The sequence below is a fragment of the Achromobacter sp. RT286_PF genome (assembly GCF_059760425.1).
Genome location: NZ_JCBAMR010000005.1, coordinates 210,773 through 231,475, shown reverse-complemented (window position 1 = coordinate 231,475; position 20,703 = coordinate 210,773). Strand labels below are relative to the sequence as shown.

The 20,703-nt window shown below is 64.5% G+C and carries 21 protein-coding genes; 9 read left to right on the top strand and 12 right to left on the bottom strand.

Annotated features, from left to right (window positions below; genetic code table 11):
* The 5 genes from AC6LJY_RS07220 to AC6LJY_RS07200 all read right to left on the bottom strand — a co-directional run.
* Positions 1–932 (bottom strand): T6SS effector BTH_I2691 family protein (locus AC6LJY_RS07220; RefSeq protein ID WP_498135618.1); only part of this gene is annotated, 932 nt, incomplete at its 3' end.
* A gap of 339 nt (positions 933–1,271) precedes the next feature.
* The gene (locus AC6LJY_RS07215) at positions 1,272–2,471 is read right to left on the bottom strand and encodes an MFS transporter (RefSeq protein ID WP_498135617.1); all 1,200 of its coding nucleotides are present in this window, start codon (positions 2,469–2,471) and stop codon (positions 1,272–1,274) included.
* Positions 2,472–2,578: 107 nt separating this feature from the next.
* Complete coding sequence (locus AC6LJY_RS07210) at positions 2,579–3,631, bottom strand: SphA family protein (RefSeq protein WP_498135631.1); 1,053 nt, start codon at positions 3,629–3,631, stop codon at positions 2,579–2,581.
* Between the two features lie 149 nt (positions 3,632–3,780).
* A complete protein-coding gene (locus AC6LJY_RS07205) occupies positions 3,781–5,466 on the bottom strand; it encodes an autotransporter family protein (RefSeq protein ID WP_498135616.1) in 1,686 nt (561 codons plus the stop codon).
* A gap of 129 nt (positions 5,467–5,595) precedes the next feature.
* Positions 5,596–7,047 (bottom strand): hypothetical protein, encoded by a 1,452-nt coding sequence (locus tag AC6LJY_RS07200; protein ID WP_498135615.1) that lies wholly within the window; start codon positions 7,045–7,047, stop codon positions 5,596–5,598.
* Between the two features lie 312 nt (positions 7,048–7,359).
* On the opposite strand from AC6LJY_RS07200, the gene AC6LJY_RS07195 reads away from it, so the two are divergent.
* The 3 genes from AC6LJY_RS07195 (at position 7,360) to AC6LJY_RS07185 (ending at position 10,486) form a co-directional block, all read left to right on the top strand.
* The gene (locus tag AC6LJY_RS07195; protein ID WP_046807794.1) at positions 7,360–8,304 is read left to right on the top strand and encodes a GlxA family transcriptional regulator; all 945 of its coding nucleotides are present in this window, start codon (positions 7,360–7,362) and stop codon (positions 8,302–8,304) included.
* A 142-nt stretch (positions 8,305–8,446) separates the two neighbouring features.
* Complete coding sequence (locus tag AC6LJY_RS07190; protein ID WP_485798967.1) at positions 8,447–9,205, top strand: SDR family oxidoreductase; 759 nt, start codon at positions 8,447–8,449, stop codon at positions 9,203–9,205.
* A gap of 72 nt (positions 9,206–9,277) precedes the next feature.
* Positions 9,278–10,486: an MFS transporter gene (locus AC6LJY_RS07185; RefSeq protein WP_498135614.1), complete on the top strand. Its 1,209-nt coding sequence runs from the start codon at positions 9,278–9,280 to the stop codon at positions 10,484–10,486.
* Positions 10,487–10,560: 74 nt separating this feature from the next.
* Here the strand turns inward: AC6LJY_RS07185 and AC6LJY_RS07180 are convergent, their stop codons facing one another.
* Together AC6LJY_RS07180 and AC6LJY_RS07175 are read right to left on the bottom strand one after the other, a co-directional pair.
* Entirely contained in the window at positions 10,561–10,890 is a 330-nt protein-coding gene (locus tag AC6LJY_RS07180; protein ID WP_046807783.1) for a YciI family protein, read from the bottom strand.
* Positions 10,891–11,005: 115 nt separating this feature from the next.
* Complete coding sequence (locus tag AC6LJY_RS07175; RefSeq protein WP_104145316.1) at positions 11,006–11,506, bottom strand: hypothetical protein; 501 nt, start codon at positions 11,504–11,506, stop codon at positions 11,006–11,008.
* Between the two features lie 269 nt (positions 11,507–11,775).
* Between AC6LJY_RS07175 and AC6LJY_RS07170 the strand changes: the two genes are divergently transcribed.
* The 3 genes from AC6LJY_RS07170 (at position 11,776) to AC6LJY_RS07160 (ending at position 13,721) form a co-directional block, all read left to right on the top strand.
* A complete protein-coding gene (locus AC6LJY_RS07170) occupies positions 11,776–12,363 on the top strand; it encodes a TetR/AcrR family transcriptional regulator (RefSeq protein WP_120156074.1) in 588 nt (195 codons plus the stop codon).
* A 137-nt stretch (positions 12,364–12,500) separates the two neighbouring features.
* The gene (locus tag AC6LJY_RS07165; protein ID WP_498135613.1) at positions 12,501–13,016 is read left to right on the top strand and encodes a hypothetical protein; all 516 of its coding nucleotides are present in this window, start codon (positions 12,501–12,503) and stop codon (positions 13,014–13,016) included.
* Between the two features lie 66 nt (positions 13,017–13,082).
* Entirely contained in the window at positions 13,083–13,721 is a 639-nt protein-coding gene (locus AC6LJY_RS07160) for a hypothetical protein (protein ID WP_498135612.1), read from the top strand.
* 115 nt (positions 13,722–13,836) lie between these two features.
* Here AC6LJY_RS07160 and AC6LJY_RS07155 read toward each other — a convergent pair whose 3' ends face one another.
* Both AC6LJY_RS07155 and AC6LJY_RS07150 read right to left on the bottom strand, forming a co-directional pair.
* On the bottom strand, positions 13,837–14,373 hold the full coding sequence (locus AC6LJY_RS07155) for a P-loop NTPase family protein (RefSeq protein ID WP_046807788.1): 537 nt from the start codon (positions 14,371–14,373) through the stop codon (positions 13,837–13,839).
* A gap of 12 nt (positions 14,374–14,385) precedes the next feature.
* Complete coding sequence (locus AC6LJY_RS07150) at positions 14,386–15,285, bottom strand: LysR family transcriptional regulator (RefSeq protein WP_046807789.1); 900 nt, start codon at positions 15,283–15,285, stop codon at positions 14,386–14,388.
* A 113-nt stretch (positions 15,286–15,398) separates the two neighbouring features.
* On the opposite strand from AC6LJY_RS07150, the gene AC6LJY_RS07145 reads away from it, so the two are divergent.
* The gene (locus AC6LJY_RS07145) at positions 15,399–16,277 is read left to right on the top strand and encodes an aldo/keto reductase family oxidoreductase (protein ID WP_498135611.1); all 879 of its coding nucleotides are present in this window, start codon (positions 15,399–15,401) and stop codon (positions 16,275–16,277) included.
* A gap of 12 nt (positions 16,278–16,289) precedes the next feature.
* On the opposite strand, the gene AC6LJY_RS07140 is transcribed toward AC6LJY_RS07145, so the two are convergent.
* A complete protein-coding gene (locus tag AC6LJY_RS07140) occupies positions 16,290–17,567 on the bottom strand; it encodes a M20 aminoacylase family protein (RefSeq protein WP_498135610.1) in 1,278 nt (425 codons plus the stop codon).
* Between the two features lie 8 nt (positions 17,568–17,575).
* Entirely contained in the window at positions 17,576–18,559 is a 984-nt protein-coding gene (locus AC6LJY_RS07135) for a Bug family tripartite tricarboxylate transporter substrate binding protein (protein ID WP_046807791.1), read from the bottom strand.
* Positions 18,560–18,667: 108 nt separating this feature from the next.
* On the opposite strand from AC6LJY_RS07135, the gene AC6LJY_RS07130 reads away from it, so the two are divergent.
* Positions 18,668–19,657, top strand: coding sequence for a LysR family transcriptional regulator (locus AC6LJY_RS07130; protein WP_498135609.1), 990 nt, complete (start codon positions 18,668–18,670; stop codon positions 19,655–19,657).
* Positions 19,658–19,671: 14 nt separating this feature from the next.
* Here AC6LJY_RS07130 and AC6LJY_RS07125 read toward each other — a convergent pair whose 3' ends face one another.
* Entirely contained in the window at positions 19,672–20,202 is a 531-nt protein-coding gene (locus AC6LJY_RS07125) for a GNAT family N-acetyltransferase (RefSeq protein WP_314355769.1), read from the bottom strand.
* Between the two features lie 188 nt (positions 20,203–20,390).
* Here AC6LJY_RS07125 and AC6LJY_RS07120 point away from each other — a divergent pair, with 188 nt between their 5' ends.
* Positions 20,391–20,642, top strand: coding sequence for a hypothetical protein (locus AC6LJY_RS07120; RefSeq protein ID WP_498135608.1), 252 nt, complete (start codon positions 20,391–20,393; stop codon positions 20,640–20,642).
* The last annotated feature ends 61 nt before the right edge of the window (positions 20,643–20,703 follow it).

The following is a 20,703-nucleotide window of genomic DNA, read 5'->3' as shown; positions in this document are numbered from 1 at the left end:
TGTCGGCGGTATTCGATCTCTTTTTCGACTTCCTGTACCGCTTGCGTGTGTGCCCAGGTCTTCTCCAACTCTCTGATCCGCACCAGCGCCGCCGATGTAAAAAGCAGATACTGCCGTTCGGCATTGCCCGCCCATGCGAGCCGGTCGTTAATCAGCAAATGGCGTTGTTGATTGAATTCCAACACCGCGCCCACCGGATCGGGCAACGCCAATACCGGCACACCTTGCGGCAGGCCTTGCGTCTTTGCGATGTCGTCGACGTAATCATTTATCGGCACAAACCTGGGGGTACGTGTACGCACCGCATGCCGGCTGCCGAAATCCTCGCCGTCGTAACGGTATTCCCACACGTGATCGGTCAGAAACCCATCGGCGAATTTCAACCCGTGCAATACCGTTTGGGGCGTTTCTCGCAACGTCGTCAGATCCACTTTCAAGAACCGCGCGGATGGCGCCGTCTGCGCCTTGTAGGCATCCAACACCGGCTCAGGCCACCGGTCTTGCGAGAACGCGATCCACGCTTCCTTGTAGGCCTTGGTGTCGACGTGTATGAACGAAGCGCGCACGTCATGCCCTACACCTGTGCAAGCCTTGGACAAAGGGCGGGGAGCGCCCTCGGGCATTCGGTACGGGTCATATTGGCGCATGTGCCCGTCGGCGGTGACTTGGTACGCGTGCCAGATTTCCTGATCCAGCAGCACATACACAAACCCTTCGCGCAGTACGCGATAGTTGCCCGGCTGCATATCGATGCGTACGCGGTCTTGTTCGGGATCGAAGGGGGATGGCCCCGGCGGCAATGCCGCCTCGCGCAGCAACAGGATCGGCATCCCGCTGCGCTCGCACGCGCGGCAAGTACCGACCGGCACCGCCATGGTTTCCAATACCGCCAGCCGAGCCTGATAGGCGAACGAACCCGCATGCGCACCCATGATGCAACTCCCCTGGTTGGCCTAACGCGAATACCGGGGCGTCGGTCGGTGCTGCCGTCAAACGCCCGCACCGGCTGCCGGCGATTGTTCATGAAGCCATGCGCCGGGCTCGGTCAATATCGGGGTAATGCAATAACCGTGCCACGTGGTCAGTCCAAGAAAATAGACCAACGCTATCAATGGCTTACGAAAAAAATGGCTTTCCGCGCCCAAGGCGAATCCCGCCGCCGCCCAGAAAAACCCCCGTTTTCCACAACAAAGCGAGCCAGATATGACTCGATTCCAAAGAACCCGCGTCTTATCAACGGCTTACGACGGGCCAGATTTGGCCCGATCGGGTCAGATCTGGCCCGGTTGCAGGTTTCGCCGCAAGCGCTCCGCATACACGACGAGCGGAATTGCGCAGGCCGCGCAGGCTGCCATGACCATGAAGCCGCCCGGCGCATAACTGCGATACAGCGCGCCGCCCAATTGGATGCTGGCAAACATGAACACTCCGCCGGACAACAGCGCGTACAGGGCGATTGCCGACGTCTTGTGCGCGGCGGGCACGTGTCGCGTGATGTACCACATGATGGCTGCGTTGTTGCCGGCCAGCGTGAAGCACTGCAACAGCTGCAAGACGCCGATCAGCGTCGGGTCCGTGGTGACGGACAAGCCCGCCCAACGGATGGCCGACATGAACGCCGACGCCAGGATCAGCCACTGGGCGCCGCTGCGCGCCAGGATCTTGGGCGCCAGGAAGAAGAACAGCACTTCGCTGCCCACGCCAACCACCCAAAGCAATGAGATCAATGCGGTCGACAGGCCGCTGGCCGTCCAGTAGAGCGTGGAATAGGAATACAGGAACCCATTGCTGGCCTGCACCAGCGAGGCAGCGCCGATACACATCAGCAACGGCCGATCACGCACGACCTCCAGCATGGGCAGGCGCGCGCGGGGTGCGGCCATGGCCTGCGTCGGCGTCCCGGAACCGGGCTGCGCCGCCTGCGGCAGCAGCCGAACACATGCCAGGCACGCAACGATCAGCAGCATCGACAGCCACATCACCCAGTTGGCATCGAAGGTCTTGATCAGATAGCCGCCTGCCACCGTCACCGTCGCAAAACCCAGCGATCCGCATGCCCGCATGATGGTGTACGAATTGCCCTGCGCGCGGCCGCTGGCAATGGCCATGCGGTCCATTAACGGCAGCACCGCGGGAAACACCGCGTTCAAGAGCAGGGTGACGCCCAGCAGCCAGCCCGGCGCGTGCATGAACGGATAGCAGATGAACAGCAGCAGCGACGCCGCCAACGCGGATGCAATCAAGGCGTGCGCGCGGCCCGTCTGGTCGGCCACGTGCGCGACCACCGGCGTGGACAAAATCTTGGGCAGGAACGACGTGGCGACGATCAGCCCGATCATCGCCGGGTCCAGGCCACGGCTGGCCAGCCAAAGGGGAAGAAAGGGGATGCTGACGCCCTGCAAGCCGTAATACAGGAAATAGAATCCGTGCAACGCGATGGCGCCTTGTCTGGCGTCGGGATTGCCGCGCATAGCGATGGGTGAGTCTGATAGGGACGAAGCGGCGTAGCATACTCCTGCCGATCCGTCGTGCATGGACCCGACCGACTGGGTCCATGCGCTGGCGTTGCCAGCAAGTTTCAGAACACCAAGGTCGCGGTGGCCATGGCCGTGCTATTGCTGTCCAGCCTGTTTTTGCTGCTGATGGTGGGCACCCAGCGCAGGCTCAGCGACAGGGATCGCTTGTCCGCCAGCTTCCTGTCGTACGTAACGATGGGCCCCAGCGCCCAATCGTGGCCCTTGAAACCGTTGAGCCGGTCGGCCGTTGGCCCGGTGTCGTTGCCTAGTTGTTGCTGGGTCCCCAACACCAGCCCAGCGCTGATGCCGTTGCTGAAGGTCTTGCGGCCCATGACGTCCCAGCTGAAGACGGGCGCGTTCTGGTAGTCCGTGGCGTTGTTGCGGGTGTAGAACTGCACGGCGGCGACGGTATCCAGCTGATAGCCGGATTCCGGAAAGATCTTGGTGTAGGCCACCTGGGGAATGAACGTCCAGTTGTTCAGACTGGGGTTGGCCATGTCGTTGGCGTTGTATTTGCCGGTAGGGGCCCAGATGTTCAGACTTAGCGCCATGTGCGAGGTTTGCGAGAAATGGTAGCCCGCGATAACCGGCGTGAAATACAAGTCGAACAGGCCCGAGGCTGTGTCGGTCTCGCCTATGGAGCTGCCACCCGCGCCGGTCACCTTGGAATTGACCTTTGTCCAGACGTACGGCAGCGTGAAGCTGGACGCGAAGTTCCAGCGGCCCGGCCCCGTGTCCCAGGTCTTGAGCACGGTGGCCAGCGTGAACGCGACCTTGGCATCCAACCCTAACGAGGTGCGTCCGCTTACCGGCACCTCGCGGCTGCCGCCGATGGTGCCGTCCAGGTACAGCTGCGACAGGTTGACGGCCCAGATGGGTTCGGGTGACACGATGCCCGCATTGGGCTGCACATTGGTGCCCGTGACCTGACGTCCCAGCGCGCCTTCGGTGGCAAAAACCGCACCCGGCAAGGCCAGCGCCACTAAGGCGCAAACGGCCGCGCTGCAAGAAACCAACGTTGCTGCATGCCGCGTGCGGGCTGCCGGGCGCAGGGGGCAACGTACCGTGGCCGCGGGGCGACCGGGGCGGTCTGTTGCGGGTTCGCCCTTGAACATCAAACCGCCCATGTTGCTGTGCTCCGTTATAACTAACTAGACCGCAAGGACATGCCGTGGCTGCGACGCACAAGCGTCAGGTATTTCGCCATATTCGCACAGAGTTTTGCTTTCCAAAAGCTTCGCGTGCGGACGTTTCCGAAGACGCATTACCACGTGTACTTCACCCCGATCCTGCCGGCGTATTGGTGGTAATCCTGAGCTCCCCAGGCCCCGGCCACGTTAAGCCAGCCGGACCACCCGTCCTTGAATAGCGCGTTCATCCCAAGTTTGAGCTCATACCGGTCCTTCGGGTACAGCGTGCCTTGCGGCAAGGTGTTGAAGGTCATACCGCTGCGCGTGTCCGAGCGCCACCAGTTCACGGTGGCGTAAGGCTGGATGTGTCGCCCGTCCTTCATCTCGTAGGTTCGATAGGTGCGTAGCCCCAACCGCCAGATCGTGCCATCCGACCGTCCCGCAGTGACCCGGGTGCCGTTCGGTTCCGTGACGCCATCCGGGTCATAGCTGACGTAAATCAGTTGCGCTTGCGGTTCCAGCACCCAGTCGCCCCGTGCCTTGAAGGCGTAGCCCGTTTCCCCCGACACGGCCCAGCCCCGGCCGTTATAAGACACGCTTTCCAGCAGTTGCCCGTCGACCTTTTGGCGGAACCAGCCATATTGCAGCCAGCTATCGACATAGGCGCCCAGGCGATCGGCGTCGTTTTGGAACCAGGTGGCATAAAGGCCCGCCAGATAGCCTTCGACACGCCCGACGGCCTTGTAGGGATTGCCTTCGGCACGCGCCGAACTGCGCGCGTTGCCATAGCCCAGCATGGCGCCCAGATGCAGTCGGTCATCTTCTTTGCCGAGCTTCCATTGGGCAAGATCGCCGCCGCCTTGGATCAAGACCGAATCCGTGCTGACGCTGTAGATGTCGTTGGCGCTGGTCGATCCTTCCCATTTCCCAACGACGCGCATCCACGTGGACTTGCGGCGTTCGTTGTCGTCCTGGAACGTCTGCTTTTCGATGTACTGCGGTTCGCCCAGCCGGTCGTGCAGACTGTGCACGAACATTTGCGCCGCCAGGCGCTGGTTGGCCAGATACGCCGCCACCTCGGGCCTGAACAACGCCAGGCGCGGCGTTGGCGTCGGGCCGGGGGGGTAAGGGTCCGGAGGCGAGGGTTCGCGGTCCGACCTGAGATACCACGCGTCGGTGGCCGTGCCGTCTTGCGCGCCACGGTACAGCCGATATTCATACGCGCCCGCCACCGCGCGGCCGTCCAGCGCAAAGGCGCCCGGTGCGCTCGCGGCTGGGCTTTTGTTGGCGACTTCGACGACGGCAATGCCGTTACCCTGGGTCAGCGCACCGTCGCCGCCTACATTTCGGACACGGATGCCCGTGGGCGCGCCCTCGGCACGGGTTGAATCCACAACAAGGATGTCGGACTTGCTGTTGGCGCCGCCTTCGTTCAGCACGGTGTTCAACCTGACGACGCCGCCATTGGCGATGAATACGCCGCCGCCGTCCGCGCCGGGCACGGTGCCACCGGAGATCACCAGTACGTTGCCCACCGCGTTACTCCCACCCCCGATATCCAGGCCGCCCGAGTTTCGGAATTCGCTGACGTTCAACAACTGCGCCTGCACGGGGCCGCCCAGGGCGGGCGTATTGACGGGGTTTGCAAACGGCAGATAGGCGCCGCTGGCGTCGTAGTCGGTAATGCCGGCCGTCTGCGGTGACAAGCGTATCGTGCCGCTGTTGGTGACGGTATTGTTGGGCAGCGCGCTTAGCGTATTGACGGCGTTCGTCCAGCGTTCGCGTACCCCGTCGCCATTCGCATCCGAAAAATGGCGCAAGTTCCACGTACCTGTGTTCTGAAGGGTGACGGGTGATCGCGGCGCCGCGATCAGCCAGGATGGCGGCGCCGGCGCCATTGACGTCTATCGATGACCCGGTGAACGCCACCTTGACGTCACCGCCGCGGGTCAGGCCTTGCAACCCGAATGCCCCCCCGCCGCTGCCGTCGCCGCCGCCCGCGTCGGCGTGGGTAACGATGACGCCTTGAGCCGCCACATTAACGTGCCGGTGGGCGACGCCGTGGTGGCGTAGATGCCGTTGGCATCCGCTTGCCAGGTTTCGATCCGTGCGCCGGTAAAGCGCACGTCCACATTCCCGCCCACCGAATCCGCGCGGATGCCGCCCGCGCCCTGGCCGCGTACCGAAATGCTGCCACCATAGTCAATGTTGATGGCGCCTTGGTCCGCGCTGACGATAATGCCGTAGGCGCGCAGGGCGTTCGGATTGCCATTGACGGTGATGGGACCGGAACCGGAAATCGCAACGTTGCCGGTGCTTCGCGCAATCACGTATATGGCGCGGGAGCCGACAAGGTCGCCGTCCAGGCCCACAGATAGCGCGCCCTGATTCGTAATGTTGACGTTGGACTGCGCCGTGGTGGACGCGCCCGTGGCATAGATGCCGTGTGCGCCGGGCCCCCGGGTGGTGATGGCGCCCAAGTTCACCACCGTGATGTCGCCCCCATTAGCCTGGGCGCGCACGCCGAAACCATTCAAGCCCGTGGTGGTGATGGCGCCGCTGTTTTGTACGGTGTTCGCTCCGCTGGCCGACTCCGTGAACACGCCGAAGCCGTTCGTACCGACGGCGGATATGGCCGCGGCCGAGTTCACCGATACGCTGCCGGTGCCTAGCGCGCGCAAGTGGATGCCGGCGTGATTGCCGGCGGAACTCGCGTCGCTGCTGTCCACCTGTAGCGTCACGCCGCTGCCGATGGTGGCGTTGGCCGACCCCGTGCTTTGCGCTTTCAGCCAGATGGCGTTGCCGCCGCGCACGAAGATGGTGCCCGTGCCCTGATGATCCACGTTGATATTGCCGCCGCCGCTGGCATTGACGTCAATGCCATCATGTTCATTGCCGACGACGTTATGGGTGATATTGAGCGCGGCGCCTGGCGCCACGGTGATGGTCGACGGGCCCGCGCCGGCGTTGATGATTGCCACGCCATCGTGTGCGTTGCCGCCCAGCGTGATGTTGTTCACGCCTTGCAGGATGGACACGGACGCCGACGTGCCGGTGGCATTGGTTTGCGCCAGCACGGCGCTGGACGCCGACGAAGGCGTCATCTGGACGTCGGTGTTGCCATTGATAGCTACCGATGCCGCAGCCCCATTTGCCAAGGCGCGTAGCGCGGGGGAAACCGTGATGTTCAGGCGGGTGCCGGGCGTCGTGGTGATGACCGCGTCGGTGCCCGCCGGGGGGCCGCACAATACGGCCGTTGAATAGGTCCCCGCTGGAATCGTGCCGCAAGGTTGGGCCTGTGCAGCGCCGTCCGCCAAAAGGCCGACCCCCATCAACATCAGCGATAGCGTGCTGCGAAGAGGGTGGGCTTGCGGGCTTTCGTCGTTCAGATGTTGCGCCACGCCAACTCCTTCGCCGGATATACCGGCCGAGTGACTGACAAGCGCTTGCCACCGTCGGCGAGCCGACGTTCGGGCTGGATCGGACGCCACAGGCAAGCCGCCGTTAACCGCCGCTAACAACCAGATCGAATTGACTGACGCCGCACGGTCAGCGCTATACATTCTGTATAAATCCCGGCGCTGCGCCTGTATCCGAACGTCAGCGATAAGCCGTGCGATGACCGATAGTAATATGCGCAAATTGTCGAGGGAAGCACAAATTAATCTCGTTTTATTGAATGCCTGTGCCCTCCATTATTCGAAGGAAGCGCGATGCGGCAGGTGGGTTTGATCCTTGAAGACGGCTTCCAGCTGATGGGCCTGGCGGCGCTGTCGGCGTTTGAACTGGCCAATGCCGAGTTGGGCGATGACGGATATCGGTTGACGGTGTTGTCCGAGCAGGGCGGCACCATTCGGTCGTCGATGAATGCGGGCATTGAAACGACGCCGTTCGGGGTCATACCGGACACGCTGATGGTGGCGGGGCAACTGGTGCCTCAGGAAATTTCGCCCGGCGTGCGGGCGTATGTGGCGCGGGCGGGCATAGACGCCCGGCGGGTTGCCGGAGTCTGCACGGGCGCGTTTGTGCTGGCGCAAGCCGGCTTGCTGGATGGCCGCGCCGCCACCACCCATTGGGCTCATGCGCGCACGCTACAGGCGCGCTTTCCAAAGGTGCGGGTGGATGAAGATCGCATCTTCGTTCGTGATGGCAACGTCTGGACATCGGCGGGCATGTCGTCGGCCATCGACCTGACGCTGGCGTTGATTGAAGAGGACCACGGGTCGACCCTGTCCCGCCTGCTGGCTCGCAAGCTGGTCGTGTACCACCGCCGCCACGGCGGTCAGTCGCAATTTTCGGCGCTGCTGGCGCTGGAGCCTCGCTCTGATCGGGTCAAGCGCGCGCTGGCCTATGCCCGCGAAAACCTGCGCAACGCCCTGTCTGTCGAGGAATTGGCCGAAGCGGCCAGCTTGTCGCCGCGTCAGTTCAGCCGCGTATTTCGGGAAGAGACGGGGCGGTCGCCGGCTAAAGCCGTCGAGATGCTGCGGCTGGAGGCCGCGCGCGTCATGCTGGAAGACGGGCGGTACCCGCTGGAAGTCGTCGCGCGCGACACCGGGTTTGCTGACCGCGACCGGATGCGGCGCGCGTTCTTGCGCAACCTGGGCCAGCCGCCGGCCAGCGTCAAGCGCGGCCTGGCGTTGATGCAGGATGCCGCCTGACCGCCCAACCACCTCAGCGCGTGGGGGCGGGCTGCGGTCGTCATGTCCGTAAATGCCGGATCTACGACATTTAAGACTTCATCCGAACCGCGCATAGTTCGTCCATGGAAGGCGCCATTCAGGTGCCACTCAAGGACAAATCATGCAAATGACGGGCAATACGATCTTCATCACCGGCGGCACCTCGGGCATTGGCCGGGCGCTGGCGGAACAGTTTCATTCGCTGGGCAATAAGGTCATCGTCGCCGGGCGGCGCCAGGCGCTGCTTGACGAAGTGGCCGCCGCCAACCCCGGGATCGACGGCGTGGCGCTGGACATTTCCGATGCCGCCGATATCGAACGCGTGGCCGCGCAACTGGTCCGCGACTATCCCACGCTGAACGTCGTGATCAACAACGCGGGCATCATGCCGTTTGACGATCCCTCGGGCCGGATCGACGACGCCGTCTCGCGCCAGATCCTGGACACGAACCTGCTTGGGCCAATCCGACTGACCTCGGCACTGGTCGAGCATCTGAAGGCCCAGCCGCGCGCCACCATCATCCATAACACCTCGGTGCTGGCCTACGTGCCCATCGCCACCAACGCGGTCTACTCGGCGTCCAAGGCGGCGTTGCATTCGTACGCGCTGTCGCAACGCTTCATGCTGCGCGACACCAGCGTCACCGTGCAGGAAATTGCGCCGCCGTGGGTCGATACCGACCTGATCAAAAAGAGCGGCGACCCGCGCGCCATGCCGCTGGACGCCTTTATCGCCGAGACGATGACCGGGCTGGCAACGGATGCCCCGGAAGTGTTCGTCGAGGCAATCCGCGCCTTGCGCGACAACCCCGGCCTGGGTGAACACGCGTTGGTACACGGCTTCAACGCCGAAATCGCCGCCAATCCCATTCCCGTCTAAGGCAAGGCATGTCTGCTGCCGGGGCCGCGTTTGCGCGACTCCGGCGGCAGCGCCTATCAGGAGCACCGCGTTATGTCCGCGTCACTTGCGCAAGACTCGCGCGCCGTCTTGCTGCCCGCCGGCTTCCTGGCCCTTGGCACATTCGCCATCGGCACCGAAGGCTTCATGATTGCGCCGCTGCTGCCGGTCATGGCGCAGGACTTTGCGCTGCCCGTGCCCACCGTCGCCTTGCTGGTCATCATCTTCACATTGGTGCTGGCCTTGTCATCGCCCGTGGCCACGGTGGCAACCGGGCGTATGGCGCGCAAGCAGGTGCTGCTGGCCGCCATGAGCTTGTTCGCCATCGGCAACGTTGTGGCCGCGCTGTCGTCGTCGTTCGCCGTGCTGATGCTGGCGCGCGTGCTGATGGCGATTGCGGCGGGGCTGTATGTGCCGGCCGCCAACGGGCTTGCCGGCGTCATCGTGCCGGTGGCGATGCGCGGGCGCGCCCTTGCCATCGTCAGCGCAGGGCAGACGCTGGCCATTGCGCTGGGTCTGCCTCTGGGGGGGCTGATCGGGCATGCCTTCGGCTGGCGCGCCACCTTCCTGCTGGTGGGCGCGATGAGCGTCGTGGCAATCGCGGGCATCCTGACCGGCATCGAGCGCGACGCGGGGCAGGGAATCGCGGTCGCAAGCCTGCGCCAGCGCGCGTCCGTGGTGCGCCAGCCCGCCGTGCTGCGTTTGCTGGCGGTGAGCTTGTTCTGGTCCATCGGCGCGTTTACCGCCTATCCGTACCTCGCCGAATACTTGAACGCCGTGTTGGGCTTCGGGCCGTTGGAGATCACCGCGTCGGTGTCGTTGTGGGGGCTGTCGGCGGCGGCCGGTGTCATGACGGGCGGGGTCCTGAACGACCGCTTCGGACCTGGCCGCGTGGTGCGCGCATCGCTGATATTGCTGGGGCTGGCGTTTGTGGTGCTGGCGATTGTGGCGTTGCCGATGGCGACGGCGTTGTCCAGGGGCGTCTTGCTGGGCCTGGTGCTGCTTGCCGTCGCTTTGTGGGGCTTCACCGTGTGGTCGTTCTTTCCGGCGCAGATGGCAAGGCTGATCGGGGCGGGCATGCCGTCGCAAGCGCCTGTCGCGTTGGCGCTTAACACTTCGACCATGTACTTCGGGTTTTCGGTGGGCAGCGCTTTAGGCGCGGCGGTGTTGGGCGCCGGCGCCATCTGGGCGATTGGGGCGGTGGCGGCCCTGGCCGAAACGATCGCCCTGGGCGTGAACGCAGCGCCAGGCCGCAAGGCTTGACGTCATCCGGCCTGGTCCGCGGCTGCCGGCAAGAGGCCGTTGCCGTGAACAAGCCCCACCCGGCGGGCGATGCGCTAGGTTTGTTCCAGCGGCCAGACTTCGACCACGCCGTGCGCCACCGCGCATGGTGTTTGCGACACGATGGCGATGGCCTGGGCCAGGTCAGCGGCTTCGATGATGGCAAAGCCGGCCACGGGCAAGGGCGACTGCAAGTAGGGGCCGTCCGTGGTTTCCACCCCGGCCGCGCCGGTGTTGCGCACCTGAACCGGCGTGCCCGCAATGCCCATCAGCACACCTTCTTTCTGCAATTGCGCGTCGTGCGCGTGCGCGGCGTCTCGCAGGGCGACCGGGGTGCGGTCGTAACCTGCCTGGTCGCCATATCCTATCGTCACGAATTTAGGCATGAGAAGTCCTTTGCAGAGGGGGGATGAGACGCCGAACCGCTAATCGCCGGATCGCCGGACCGCCGGAACGCCGGACCGCCGGAACGCCGGACCGCCGGAACGCCGGTACGACCCTTCAGCCCTGTTTGCCGAAACCGCCGCTGGCCCATTCCGATGCGCGCTGCACGGTCAGCTTGTACGTCGGCGGCACGTTGACCTGGGCCAGTTGTTCGCCGGATTCATCGTACGCGCTTAGCACGGCGTAAGGCTCGTCTTCGTCGGGCACGATGTCCAGCTTGACCGTCAAGCGGCCCGCCTCGGCGTCGATCTTCACGCTTTTGTGCAGCGTGGCATGCAGCTGCTGTTCGTGGCGGCGCAGCACTTCGTTGGCGGTTTTGACCAGGGTGATGAAGGCGGGAGAATCCAGCGGCTTGGGGTTTTTCTTGTCGCGGCCCATGGTCCATGGCCCGACCAAGGCCGGCTCGGATTGCCCGTCCATCGTCATTTCGACAGCCCAGCCGTCGTCTTCCTCGTTCTTGATGATCCGGGCGGTCCAGCCGTCATCGCGCCAAAGCCTGGGCTCCTGTTCCTTGCGGTCTTCGGGGCTGTCAGGATCGGGTAGGCGGGTGTCGTTCACTGCGGTGTTTCTCCAGGATTTCGGGGTTCGACGTCCAAAATTTTGTCGGCCCCCCGGCACTGTAGCCTAACGAACACGCGCGCTCCTGCCGGGTGGGATGTTTGAAGCACCCCGGGCAAGGAAGGCGCGCGGTGCCCAATCGCTTGCTGACATGAATCCATCGGCACGAAATTGTTGACTCGCAGCCGACCAACTAGTAGATTGGCTGCCATGCGCGCCCCTGCCGAATATCCCAGTAGGGGCCAACTCGTAAACCGAACTGGAAATCCATGAGTTTGGAACTCTCGCCCAGAGCCCTTGAAATTGTCGAGCAGACGCGACTGCTGCTTGCCGCCGGCGGCTATCACGGGTTCAGCTATGCCGATGTGTCCGAAAAGGTGCACATCGGCAAACCCAGCATCCACCATCATTTCCCCACAAAGGAAGACCTGGTCCTGAGTGTGGTGACCGTGCACCGTGAACAAGCGCGCCAGGGGCTGGCCAAGCTTGACCAGCACGTTGAAGATCCGCAAGCCCGCTTGACCGCCTACACGGAATACTGGGCCAAGTGCATCCGCGAGGGCACCATGCCCATGTGCATATGCGCCATGCTGGCTGCCGAGGCGCCCTTGATTCCCAGCGCCGTCGCCGCTGAGGTCCGCGCCTATTTTGCCGAGCTGGCAGCCTGGATCGGTTCCGTGCTGGCCAGCGGGGCGGCCAAGGGCCAATTCCAATTGCGCGACAAGGTCGAGGCCGAAGCGCAGGCGTTCATGTCGATGGTGCACGGCGCGATGTTGACCGCCCGTGCGTTTGGCGACCCCAAGGTATTCGAATCGATTTCACGCGCCGCCATCAAGCAGTTGAGCGCGGCGGGCTGACAGTGGAATGCGCGCACCTCGGGGTGCGCGCCGTTGACCGTTAACACCCTCGCATTTGCAGTGCCGCTTTATCCCGCTTTTTTTTGCCTTGGTTGCCGACCAACTAGTCGGTTTGTTTCCTGTCTGGAGTCCTTGCCATGCCACATCCTATTTCCACCTTGGGCGCCGCCCACACCCTCATCAGCCTTGTCCCCGCCGTTGTCGGCCTGTACAGCTTTGCGCGGTATCGAGGCATCGACCCGGCAACGCGCACGGGCAAGCTTTATCTGGGCGGGCTGCTATTGGCCGTGCTGACGTCGTTCGGGCTGTCCAGCTCTGGTGGCTTCAATGCCGGGCATGCGTTGGGAATCCTGGCGTTGCTGGCGGTGTCGGGGGCGTTGCTGGCGCCGCGCCTGTCCTGGTTGTCGTGGTCGCGTCCCTATCTGTCGCAGCTGGGGTTTTCGTTCAGCTTTTTCTTGATGTGGGTGCCCGGCATTGCCGAAACGCTGACGCGCCTGCCCGTTTCCCATCCGCTTGCCGACGGCCCGCAATCGCCCCTGGTGCGCGGCGCGCTAGGGGTGTGGTTGGCGATTTTCGTGGTGGGGTCGGCGGCGCAGTTGTTGTGGATGGCAGCCCAACGCCGCATGCCCGCCAATGCCGCCGGGCGACCGTAGCGGTGCAACCGAAGCCGACATTGCCGGGGCACGACCCGTCGCCCACGCATCACCAAGGAGGCCGCCATGACTGCCCGCGCTATTGATCCGACCGGCCAGGTCCGTATCGCCGATTTTCAGCGTCCATACGTTCAAGACCGCTACATTCATGACCCTTACCGCAGCGAACGCCTGCGGGCGCCAACGCGTGCCGCGCCTTCGACGCAATTGCGCCCGGCCTCCTACGCGCGGGTCCAAGCCGCGCAGGGATCGGTTGCGATGGCGGCAGGGGCGCCCCTCGCGCCCGCCGCCCATCGACCCGCCGGCGTTGATGCTGCTCAGCCCCCCGCGTCCGTCGACGCGATGCGGGATCAATACACGGCCCATTGCCTTAAAAACGCCATCCAGGCCTACCACGATCAGCAAGCCCGGCTGGATGCGCGTTCCGTCGCGGCCAATCGCCAGCTGCGCGACGAGCAAACCGCCTTGCAAGCGCGGGCCGACGCGGCGCATGACCTGGGCACGATTCAAGGCCTGCTGCCGTACCAGGCCTATCGATTTTCCGCTGGCGTGGCGGCCGTGCTGCCGCCGCCTTTTACGGCGGCAGCGGGCATGGCGCCGTTGAGGGTCGGGCCGGTCGGTACCGCCGCAAAACCGCGCCACAGTACCGACGACGCGTTCGGCGCCGACCCGCATCGCCGTGGTCGGCAACGGTCGGGCGGGTAGGGCGGCGCGTCGGATATTGCGCCGGACGGGCACCATTACGTGCGCCCCGTGCGCCCCGTGCGCCCCCGTGCCCCCCGTGCGCCCCGTGCACTACGGGTGCTACCGCAACACGGCGCTACGCCCGACCCGAAAGCCCTTCCATCTTGTAAAACCGATTCAACGCATCGGTCGATGCAAGCTTGATCTTCGGCAGCTCAATGCGCTCGTACATTTCGGCATATCGCTTGCGGTTGGCCGGCGTCACCACGGTGATATGGCGGATCATTCCCCACTTCACCGAATCCTTTCCGCCTTCCAGCGCGCCGCGCCGATCACGTTCGAGCCACGATCGGCGCAGGTATCGGATAAGGCTCGTCATGGTCGGTACTTCCAACAGAATAAAGCCCGTGGCGCGTTCCAGCCGCAAGGCAAGACTGCCCGTGTAATTGCCTTCCATGATCCAGCGGTCTTGCAAGATCGCCTGCCCGTGCAAGTGCAAAAATTCTGCCTGGGGGCGCGGCTCCCAATCGGTATTCGGCTGGTGAAAAAGCTGGTCCAGATGTATGGCGGGTAACCCCAGCTTGCGCGACATCGCCTCGGCAAGCGTGGACTTTCCGCTGTTTGATGGGCCCATCAGGCAGATGCGTGGACCAAGTTCTTCAAGAGTGGTCATTTCAGGTTTGCGCTACCAGCGCACGGTTTGGACAAAGTCGACGAAAGCGCGCAGCGGCGCCGGCAGATAGCGGCGCCCCGGGAAATAGAGCGACGGGCCGTTGAAGCCGGGCCACCAGCGTTCCAGCACGGGCGCGAGCTCGCCACGATCGATGTAGGGTTGCAGCCATTCCTCAAAAAGGTAAACCACGCCGGTGCCCGCAACGGCCGCATCCACGGCAAGGTCGGCTGCAGCGCCCAGGCCCACGATCAAGGGGCCCGTCACGTCCACCGTGACGGTTTTGCCCTGTTGCTCGAAGTCCCACGAGGGCATGGCGCCACTGGAAAAGCGGCCGCGCAGGCAGATGTGCTTGCGCAGATCTTCAGGGCGACGCGGGCGCCCATGCTTGGCCAGATACGCGGGCGACGCCGCGACGGCCATGCGCTGGCGCTTGGGGCCGATTGGAATCGCCACCATGTCCTGGTCCATGCTTTCTTCGTAGCGAATGCCCGCATCGCAATCCGATTGCAACAGGTCCACAAAGCGGTCCTCGACAACGACCTCAAGGCAGATCTCCGGGTAGGCGGCCAGAAACGGTGGGACGATGCGCGGCAGCACCAGCTTGGATGCCGCCAGCGGCACATTCAGCCGCAGCCTGCCCGCCGGCCGATCACGAAAGTGATTAGCCACGTCCAGCGCCGATTCCACCGCGTTAAGCGCGGGCGTCAGCTGTTCCAGCAAGCGCTGTCCGGCAACCGTCAGCGCCACGCTGCGCGTCGTTCGGTTAAGCAGCCGCAAACCCAGCCGCGTTTCCAACCGGCGCACGGCCTCGCTTAATTGCGATGCGCTGGCCCCGGTCATGCGCGCAGCGCCACGAAAGCCGCCATGCGTGGCAACGGCAACAAAGGCGCTGATGTCTTGAAGGTCGACCACGGCGTTTCTCGATTGTTCGGATTTCCGCACAAGCTGTGCGATTGTGCCCGATTGTCGCACGGCCAATCCAGGCCTAGACTGCCAGGCATTCACCCCCGTTCAAGGAATACCCCATGACCCACGCCCAACAAGCCGGCACCTACCGCCTGGCCGAATTCAACGTCAACCGCCTTGGCTACGGCGCCATGCAACTGGCCGGCCCACACGTGTACGGTCCGCCCAAGGACAAACAGCAGGCTATCGCCGTCCTGAAGGAGACCGTGGAACTGGGCATCAACCACCTGGACACCAGCGATTTCTACGGGCCGCACATCACCAACCAACTGATCCGCGAAGCACTGCATCCGTATCGCGACGACCTGGTCATCGTGACAAAAGTGGGGGCGCGACGCGGCGCCGATGCGTCCTGGATACCCGCCTTTTCTGCCGCTGAACTGGAGTCGGCCGTGCACGACAACCTGCGTAATCTGGGGCGCGACGTGATGGACGTCGTCAACCTGCGCTTGATGTTCGACGTGGCCGGCCCGGCGGAAGGCGACATCGAAGCATCCATGACCACGATGGCCGAACTGCAACGCAAGGGCCTGGTGCGTCACATCGGCCTTAGCAACGCCACCGCGCGGCAAGTGGAGCAGGCGCGCGGCATTGCCGACATCGTTTGCGTGCAGAACCAATACAACCTGGCCCATCGCGGCGACGGCGCGCTGATCGATGCACTGGCCCGCGACGGCATTGCCTACGTGCCGTTCTTCCCGCTGGGTGGTTTCTCGCCGCTACAGTCGGCGGTGTTGTCGGACGTGGCGAACAAGGTGCAAGCCACGCCGATGCAGGTGGCGCTGGCCTGGTTGCTACAGCGTTCGCCCAACATCCTGTTGATTCCGGGTACCTCGTCGGTGAAGCACCTGCGCGAAAACGTCGATGCCGCCGCGTTGCGCCTGAGCGACGATGACATCCAGGCGCTGGATGCCATCGCGCCGGAACCGCGCCAGTGAAGGGGGCGCGCGCTAGGCCCGCGCGTCTGCATTACCCAGGAACCGCTGCGCCAGGCGCACGAAATACGCGGCCCCCAGCGGGATTGCTTCATCGTTGAAGTCATACGACGGGTTGTGCAAGCGGCAAGGCCCGGGCCCGTGCCCCGCGTCCCGATGCGCGCCCGCGCCGTTGCCCAGCAGCACGTAGCAGCCCGGTCGTTCGGCCAGCATGAAAGAGAAGTCCTCGGACCCCATCAGCCGGGCAAGGTCATCCGACACGCGCTCTTGGCCCGCGACTTCACGCATGACCTCGACCGCAAAGCGCGTCTGTTCCGGGTCGTTCACCAGCGACGGATAGCAGCGTTCGAATGTCAGCGTGGCCGTGCAGCCGAACGTGGTGGCGGCACCGTTGGTGATTTCTTCGATGCGCCGCTGGATCATGTCCAGCGTGTCGTCGCGGTGCGTGCGCACCGTGCCGCCCAGCCACGCCGCCTGCGGGATGACGTTGACCGCGTCGCCGCCGTGGATCTGCGTGACGGACAGCACCGCCGGTTCGTCGGGCGCCCGGTTGCGCGAGATCACGGTTTGCAGCGCCAGCAGGATGTGGCCGGCGCAGACCAACGGGTCGACGCCCAGTTCCGGCTGCGAGGCGTGCGCGCCCTTGCCCGTGATGTCGATGCGAAAGCGGTTGCTGGACCCCATGAAAGGCCCGGCCCGCACGCCGAAGCTGCCCACGGGCAGGTCCGGCCAGTTATGCAGCGCGAACACCGCATCGCAGGGGAAGCGGTCGAACAAGCCGTCTTCGATCATGGCGCGCGCGCCGGCCTGGCCGCCTTCTTCGGCGGGCTGGAAGATGCAGTGGATGGTGCCGTCGAACTGCGCGTGCCGCGCCAGGTACCAGGCCGTGGCCAGCAGGATGGCGGTATGGCCGTCGTGACCGCAGGCGTGCATGCGGTTCTGGTGTTGCGACTTGTGCGCGAAGGCGTTGGCTTCGGGCATCGCCAGGGCGTCCATGTCGGCGCGCAGGCCGATGCGGCGCGCGCCCGTGCCGCGCGTCAGCGTGCCGACCACGCCGGTGCCCCCGATGCCGGTCGATACTTGCCAGCCCCAGGCGGCCAGTTCGCGGGCGACGAGCGATGCGGTGCGGTGTTCTTCAAAGCCGATTTCCGGATGCGCGTGCACATCGCGGCGGATGGCCCGAAACGCCGGGTTGGCGCTGATGGTGGCAAGTATGTCGGCGGCGTCGGCGGCGTCGGCGAGGGCAATGCCAATGTTGTCGCGGCCGGCGTCGGGGTCTTGGTGGGTCGTCATGCGGTTCCTCAAGGCTGCGTCGGAAGGTTCAAGGCGCGCAACGCGGTGACGTCGTCACGGATGCGGGCATCGAAGCTGGCTTTGTCGTAGGCGGTTGCCGATTCCATGCCCATGGCCAGTACGCGTTCGCGCACCTCGGGCTTGTCCATCACGGCCGCAAGCGCGTCGCGCACGCGTTGCAGGCGCTCGGGCGGCACGCCCTTGGGGGCCAGCACGCCCACCCAGCCGACCATCTCCATGCCCTTGACCGTCTGGCTTTCGTTGATGGTGGCCAGGTCGGGGTAGGCCGCCAGGCGCTGGCGGCTGATCACGCCCAGCGATTTGATGCGGCCTTGTTGCAGATGCGGCAGCGCGGTGGGCGGCGCCATGACGGCCATGTCGATCTGCCCGCCCAGCAGGTCATTGACCAGCGGCGACGCGCCCTTGTACGGCACGTGCAGCATCTTGGTGTCGGTGCGGCGTTGCAGGTCTTCAACCACCACTTGCTGAAACGTGCCTTGGCCCGGGCTGCCATAGCTCAGGCTTTCCGGGGCGGCGCGCAGCGCCTGCACGACCTGGTCGATATTCGATTGGGGAAGATCCTTGCGGGCCACCAGAATCAGCGGCGACGTGAACACTAGCGACACCGGGTCGAAACTGTCCGTGGCATACCGCAGGTTGCGATTGACCAGCGGCTGCAAGACCACGTCGTTGATGCTGCCGGCCAGCAGCGTCGTGCCGTCGGGCTTGGCCTGCGCCACGCGGCCCGCGCCGATAGCGCCGCTGGCGCCGCCCACGTTCTCAATGACTACGGTTTGGCCCAGGCGTTCGCTCAGTTGCGGGGAAATCGCCCGCATCACGGCGTCGATCGATCCGCCGGCTGGGAAGGGGATGATGATGGTGACCGGCTTGTCGGGCCAGGTTTGCGCTTGCACGGGCGCCAACCAGGCCCCCGCGATCAGCGCCGCGGACAGCGCGGCGCGAACCCGCGCCCGACGGAAAAAGTGCAGCATTTCAAACCCCTTGTTTTGTTGGTGTCAGGCCGCTATTGCGCCTTGAATAGCTATACTTGAAAAGTGAAATATCAATAAAAGATATGCCGTTTCGGAATAGCTGAATCCATGCGTAACGCCACCCCCACCCCCACCCCCACCCCCACCCCCGGCAGCCCGTCTTCTGCCGCCACGCTCTTTAACCGCCTGATCGCGCGCACCCGGCTGCGGCATTTGCAGCTGATCGTGCTGGTGGCCGAATTGGGCAGCGTGCAGCACGCAGCCGCGCAGATCGGCCTGACCCAGTCGGCCGCCACCAAGATGGTGCTGGAAGTAGAGCGCGTGCTGGAAGCGCGCTTGTTCGAACGACACGCGCGCGGCATGCGGCCCACCTTTGCCTGCCGGGATTTGCTGCCGTTGCTGCGCAACGTGATGAACAGCCTGACCGGTTGCGCGGAGTCCCTGGCGGCGGCGGGCGCGGGCTTTGAAGGCACGGTGCGCGTGGGCGCGATCACGGCTGGCGTCAGCGGCGTCATCAACCCCGCGCTGCCCGAGTTCTTTGCCCGGCAGCCGCAGGTTCGTCTGGAATTGTTCGAAGACGCGTTGCCGGTATTGCTGGGTCGTTATGCGGATGGCGAACTGGATTTTCTGGTTGCGCGCGAACCCGCGCAGCTGGCGCCCGATTCCCAATTCCAGGCATTGCTGGCCGATATCTGCGTGGTGGCCTCGGGGCCCGGGCACCCGCTGCTGGGCCGCCGCAATCTGCAACCCGCCGATCTGCTGGCCTACCCCTGGGCCAGCCCACCGCTGGATAGCCAGACCTATCGCGCGTTCGAGGCGCTGTTTGCCGAATGCGGGGAACTGCCGCCTCAGCAACCGCTCAGCACGCGCTCATTTGCCACCATGGTGCATTACCTGCGCGCCAGCCAGGCCCTGATGATGGGCCCCTTGAGCTTCGTGCGCGAGGGCCTGGATTCCGGCGCGCTGGCGCGGCTGGATTGCACGCTGGCCGACACCTTGCCGCCGTTGGGCCTGGTCAGCCGTACCGAACCGCGCAACCGTAGCGTGGCGGCTTTCCAGGCGCATCTGTTGGAGACCCATGCGGCCCGCCGCCCCTGATCGCAACGCGCGGGCTAGGGGATGACCGAGTAGATGGACGCCGGCACCGGGCCTCCGTGCAGTTGCAGCCGATTGCGCGCGGTGCATTCAAATTGCGCGCCTGCCTTGCGCGCCACCGCCTCGCTTGCCACGTTGCCCGCTGCAATCACGATCTCCACGCGGTGCATGCCCAGGGTGTTAAAGGCGTAGGGCAGCATCGCCCGCACCGTGCGATGCGCGACGCCTTGCCGTTGGGCCGACTGCCTTACCCAGTAGCCCAGATTACAGAACAGGTTCTGCTGATTGATCGCGTTCAGTCCCACGCCACCCAGCAGCCGGCCAGCGTCTTCCGAGAACACGCCGAACTCATGGCCCGTCTGCGCATCGCGGCTGGCGCGGCACATCGCAAACCAGTCCAGCGCGTTTTGCTCGGAAAACGAAGCCGTGCACCACGGCATCCAGCGGCCGACGGTATCGACGGATTCCCGCGCGGCATTCGCGAAATCTTGGGCGTCGGTATCGCGAAATTCACGGAACAATAGGCCTTGGAAAACGAAGGGCTGCATGGCTTTTTCTTTGGGCGGTTGGAGGCAACGGTGGAACATTATCGCCGGATGATTGCGCGTTGCGGGCGGCCGTTGGCGGCCTCTGCGCGCTGACGCAGCCCGGCATTGCGAGTAAGGTAGCGGTTTACACGCTTAAGGCCTGATTGCCCGGCACATCGGCCTGTGCCGCCAGCAGGAAACCGATCATCATGAAGATTCTTCGTTCAGCAGTACGGTGCGTCATTGCCCCGCTTTGTTTCGGGGCAATGGCCGCTTGCACGAGTCAGCCTGCGCGGCAAACCGATATGGACTATCACAGCCGGCCGTCTTCCACGACGCAGTCCGCAACCGGTAACCCGGGTTCATCAGGCCAGCGCTTGACCATACAGTCTGGAGAAGGCGAAAGGTTGAATCTGCCTTGGTTCATCCAGGATACGCAGGACTGGGTCAACAGCAACTGATCGACCCAGCGCCGCCACGACACGCGGCGCCGCACACCGATTTCTGAAAACGCCCAGCCGA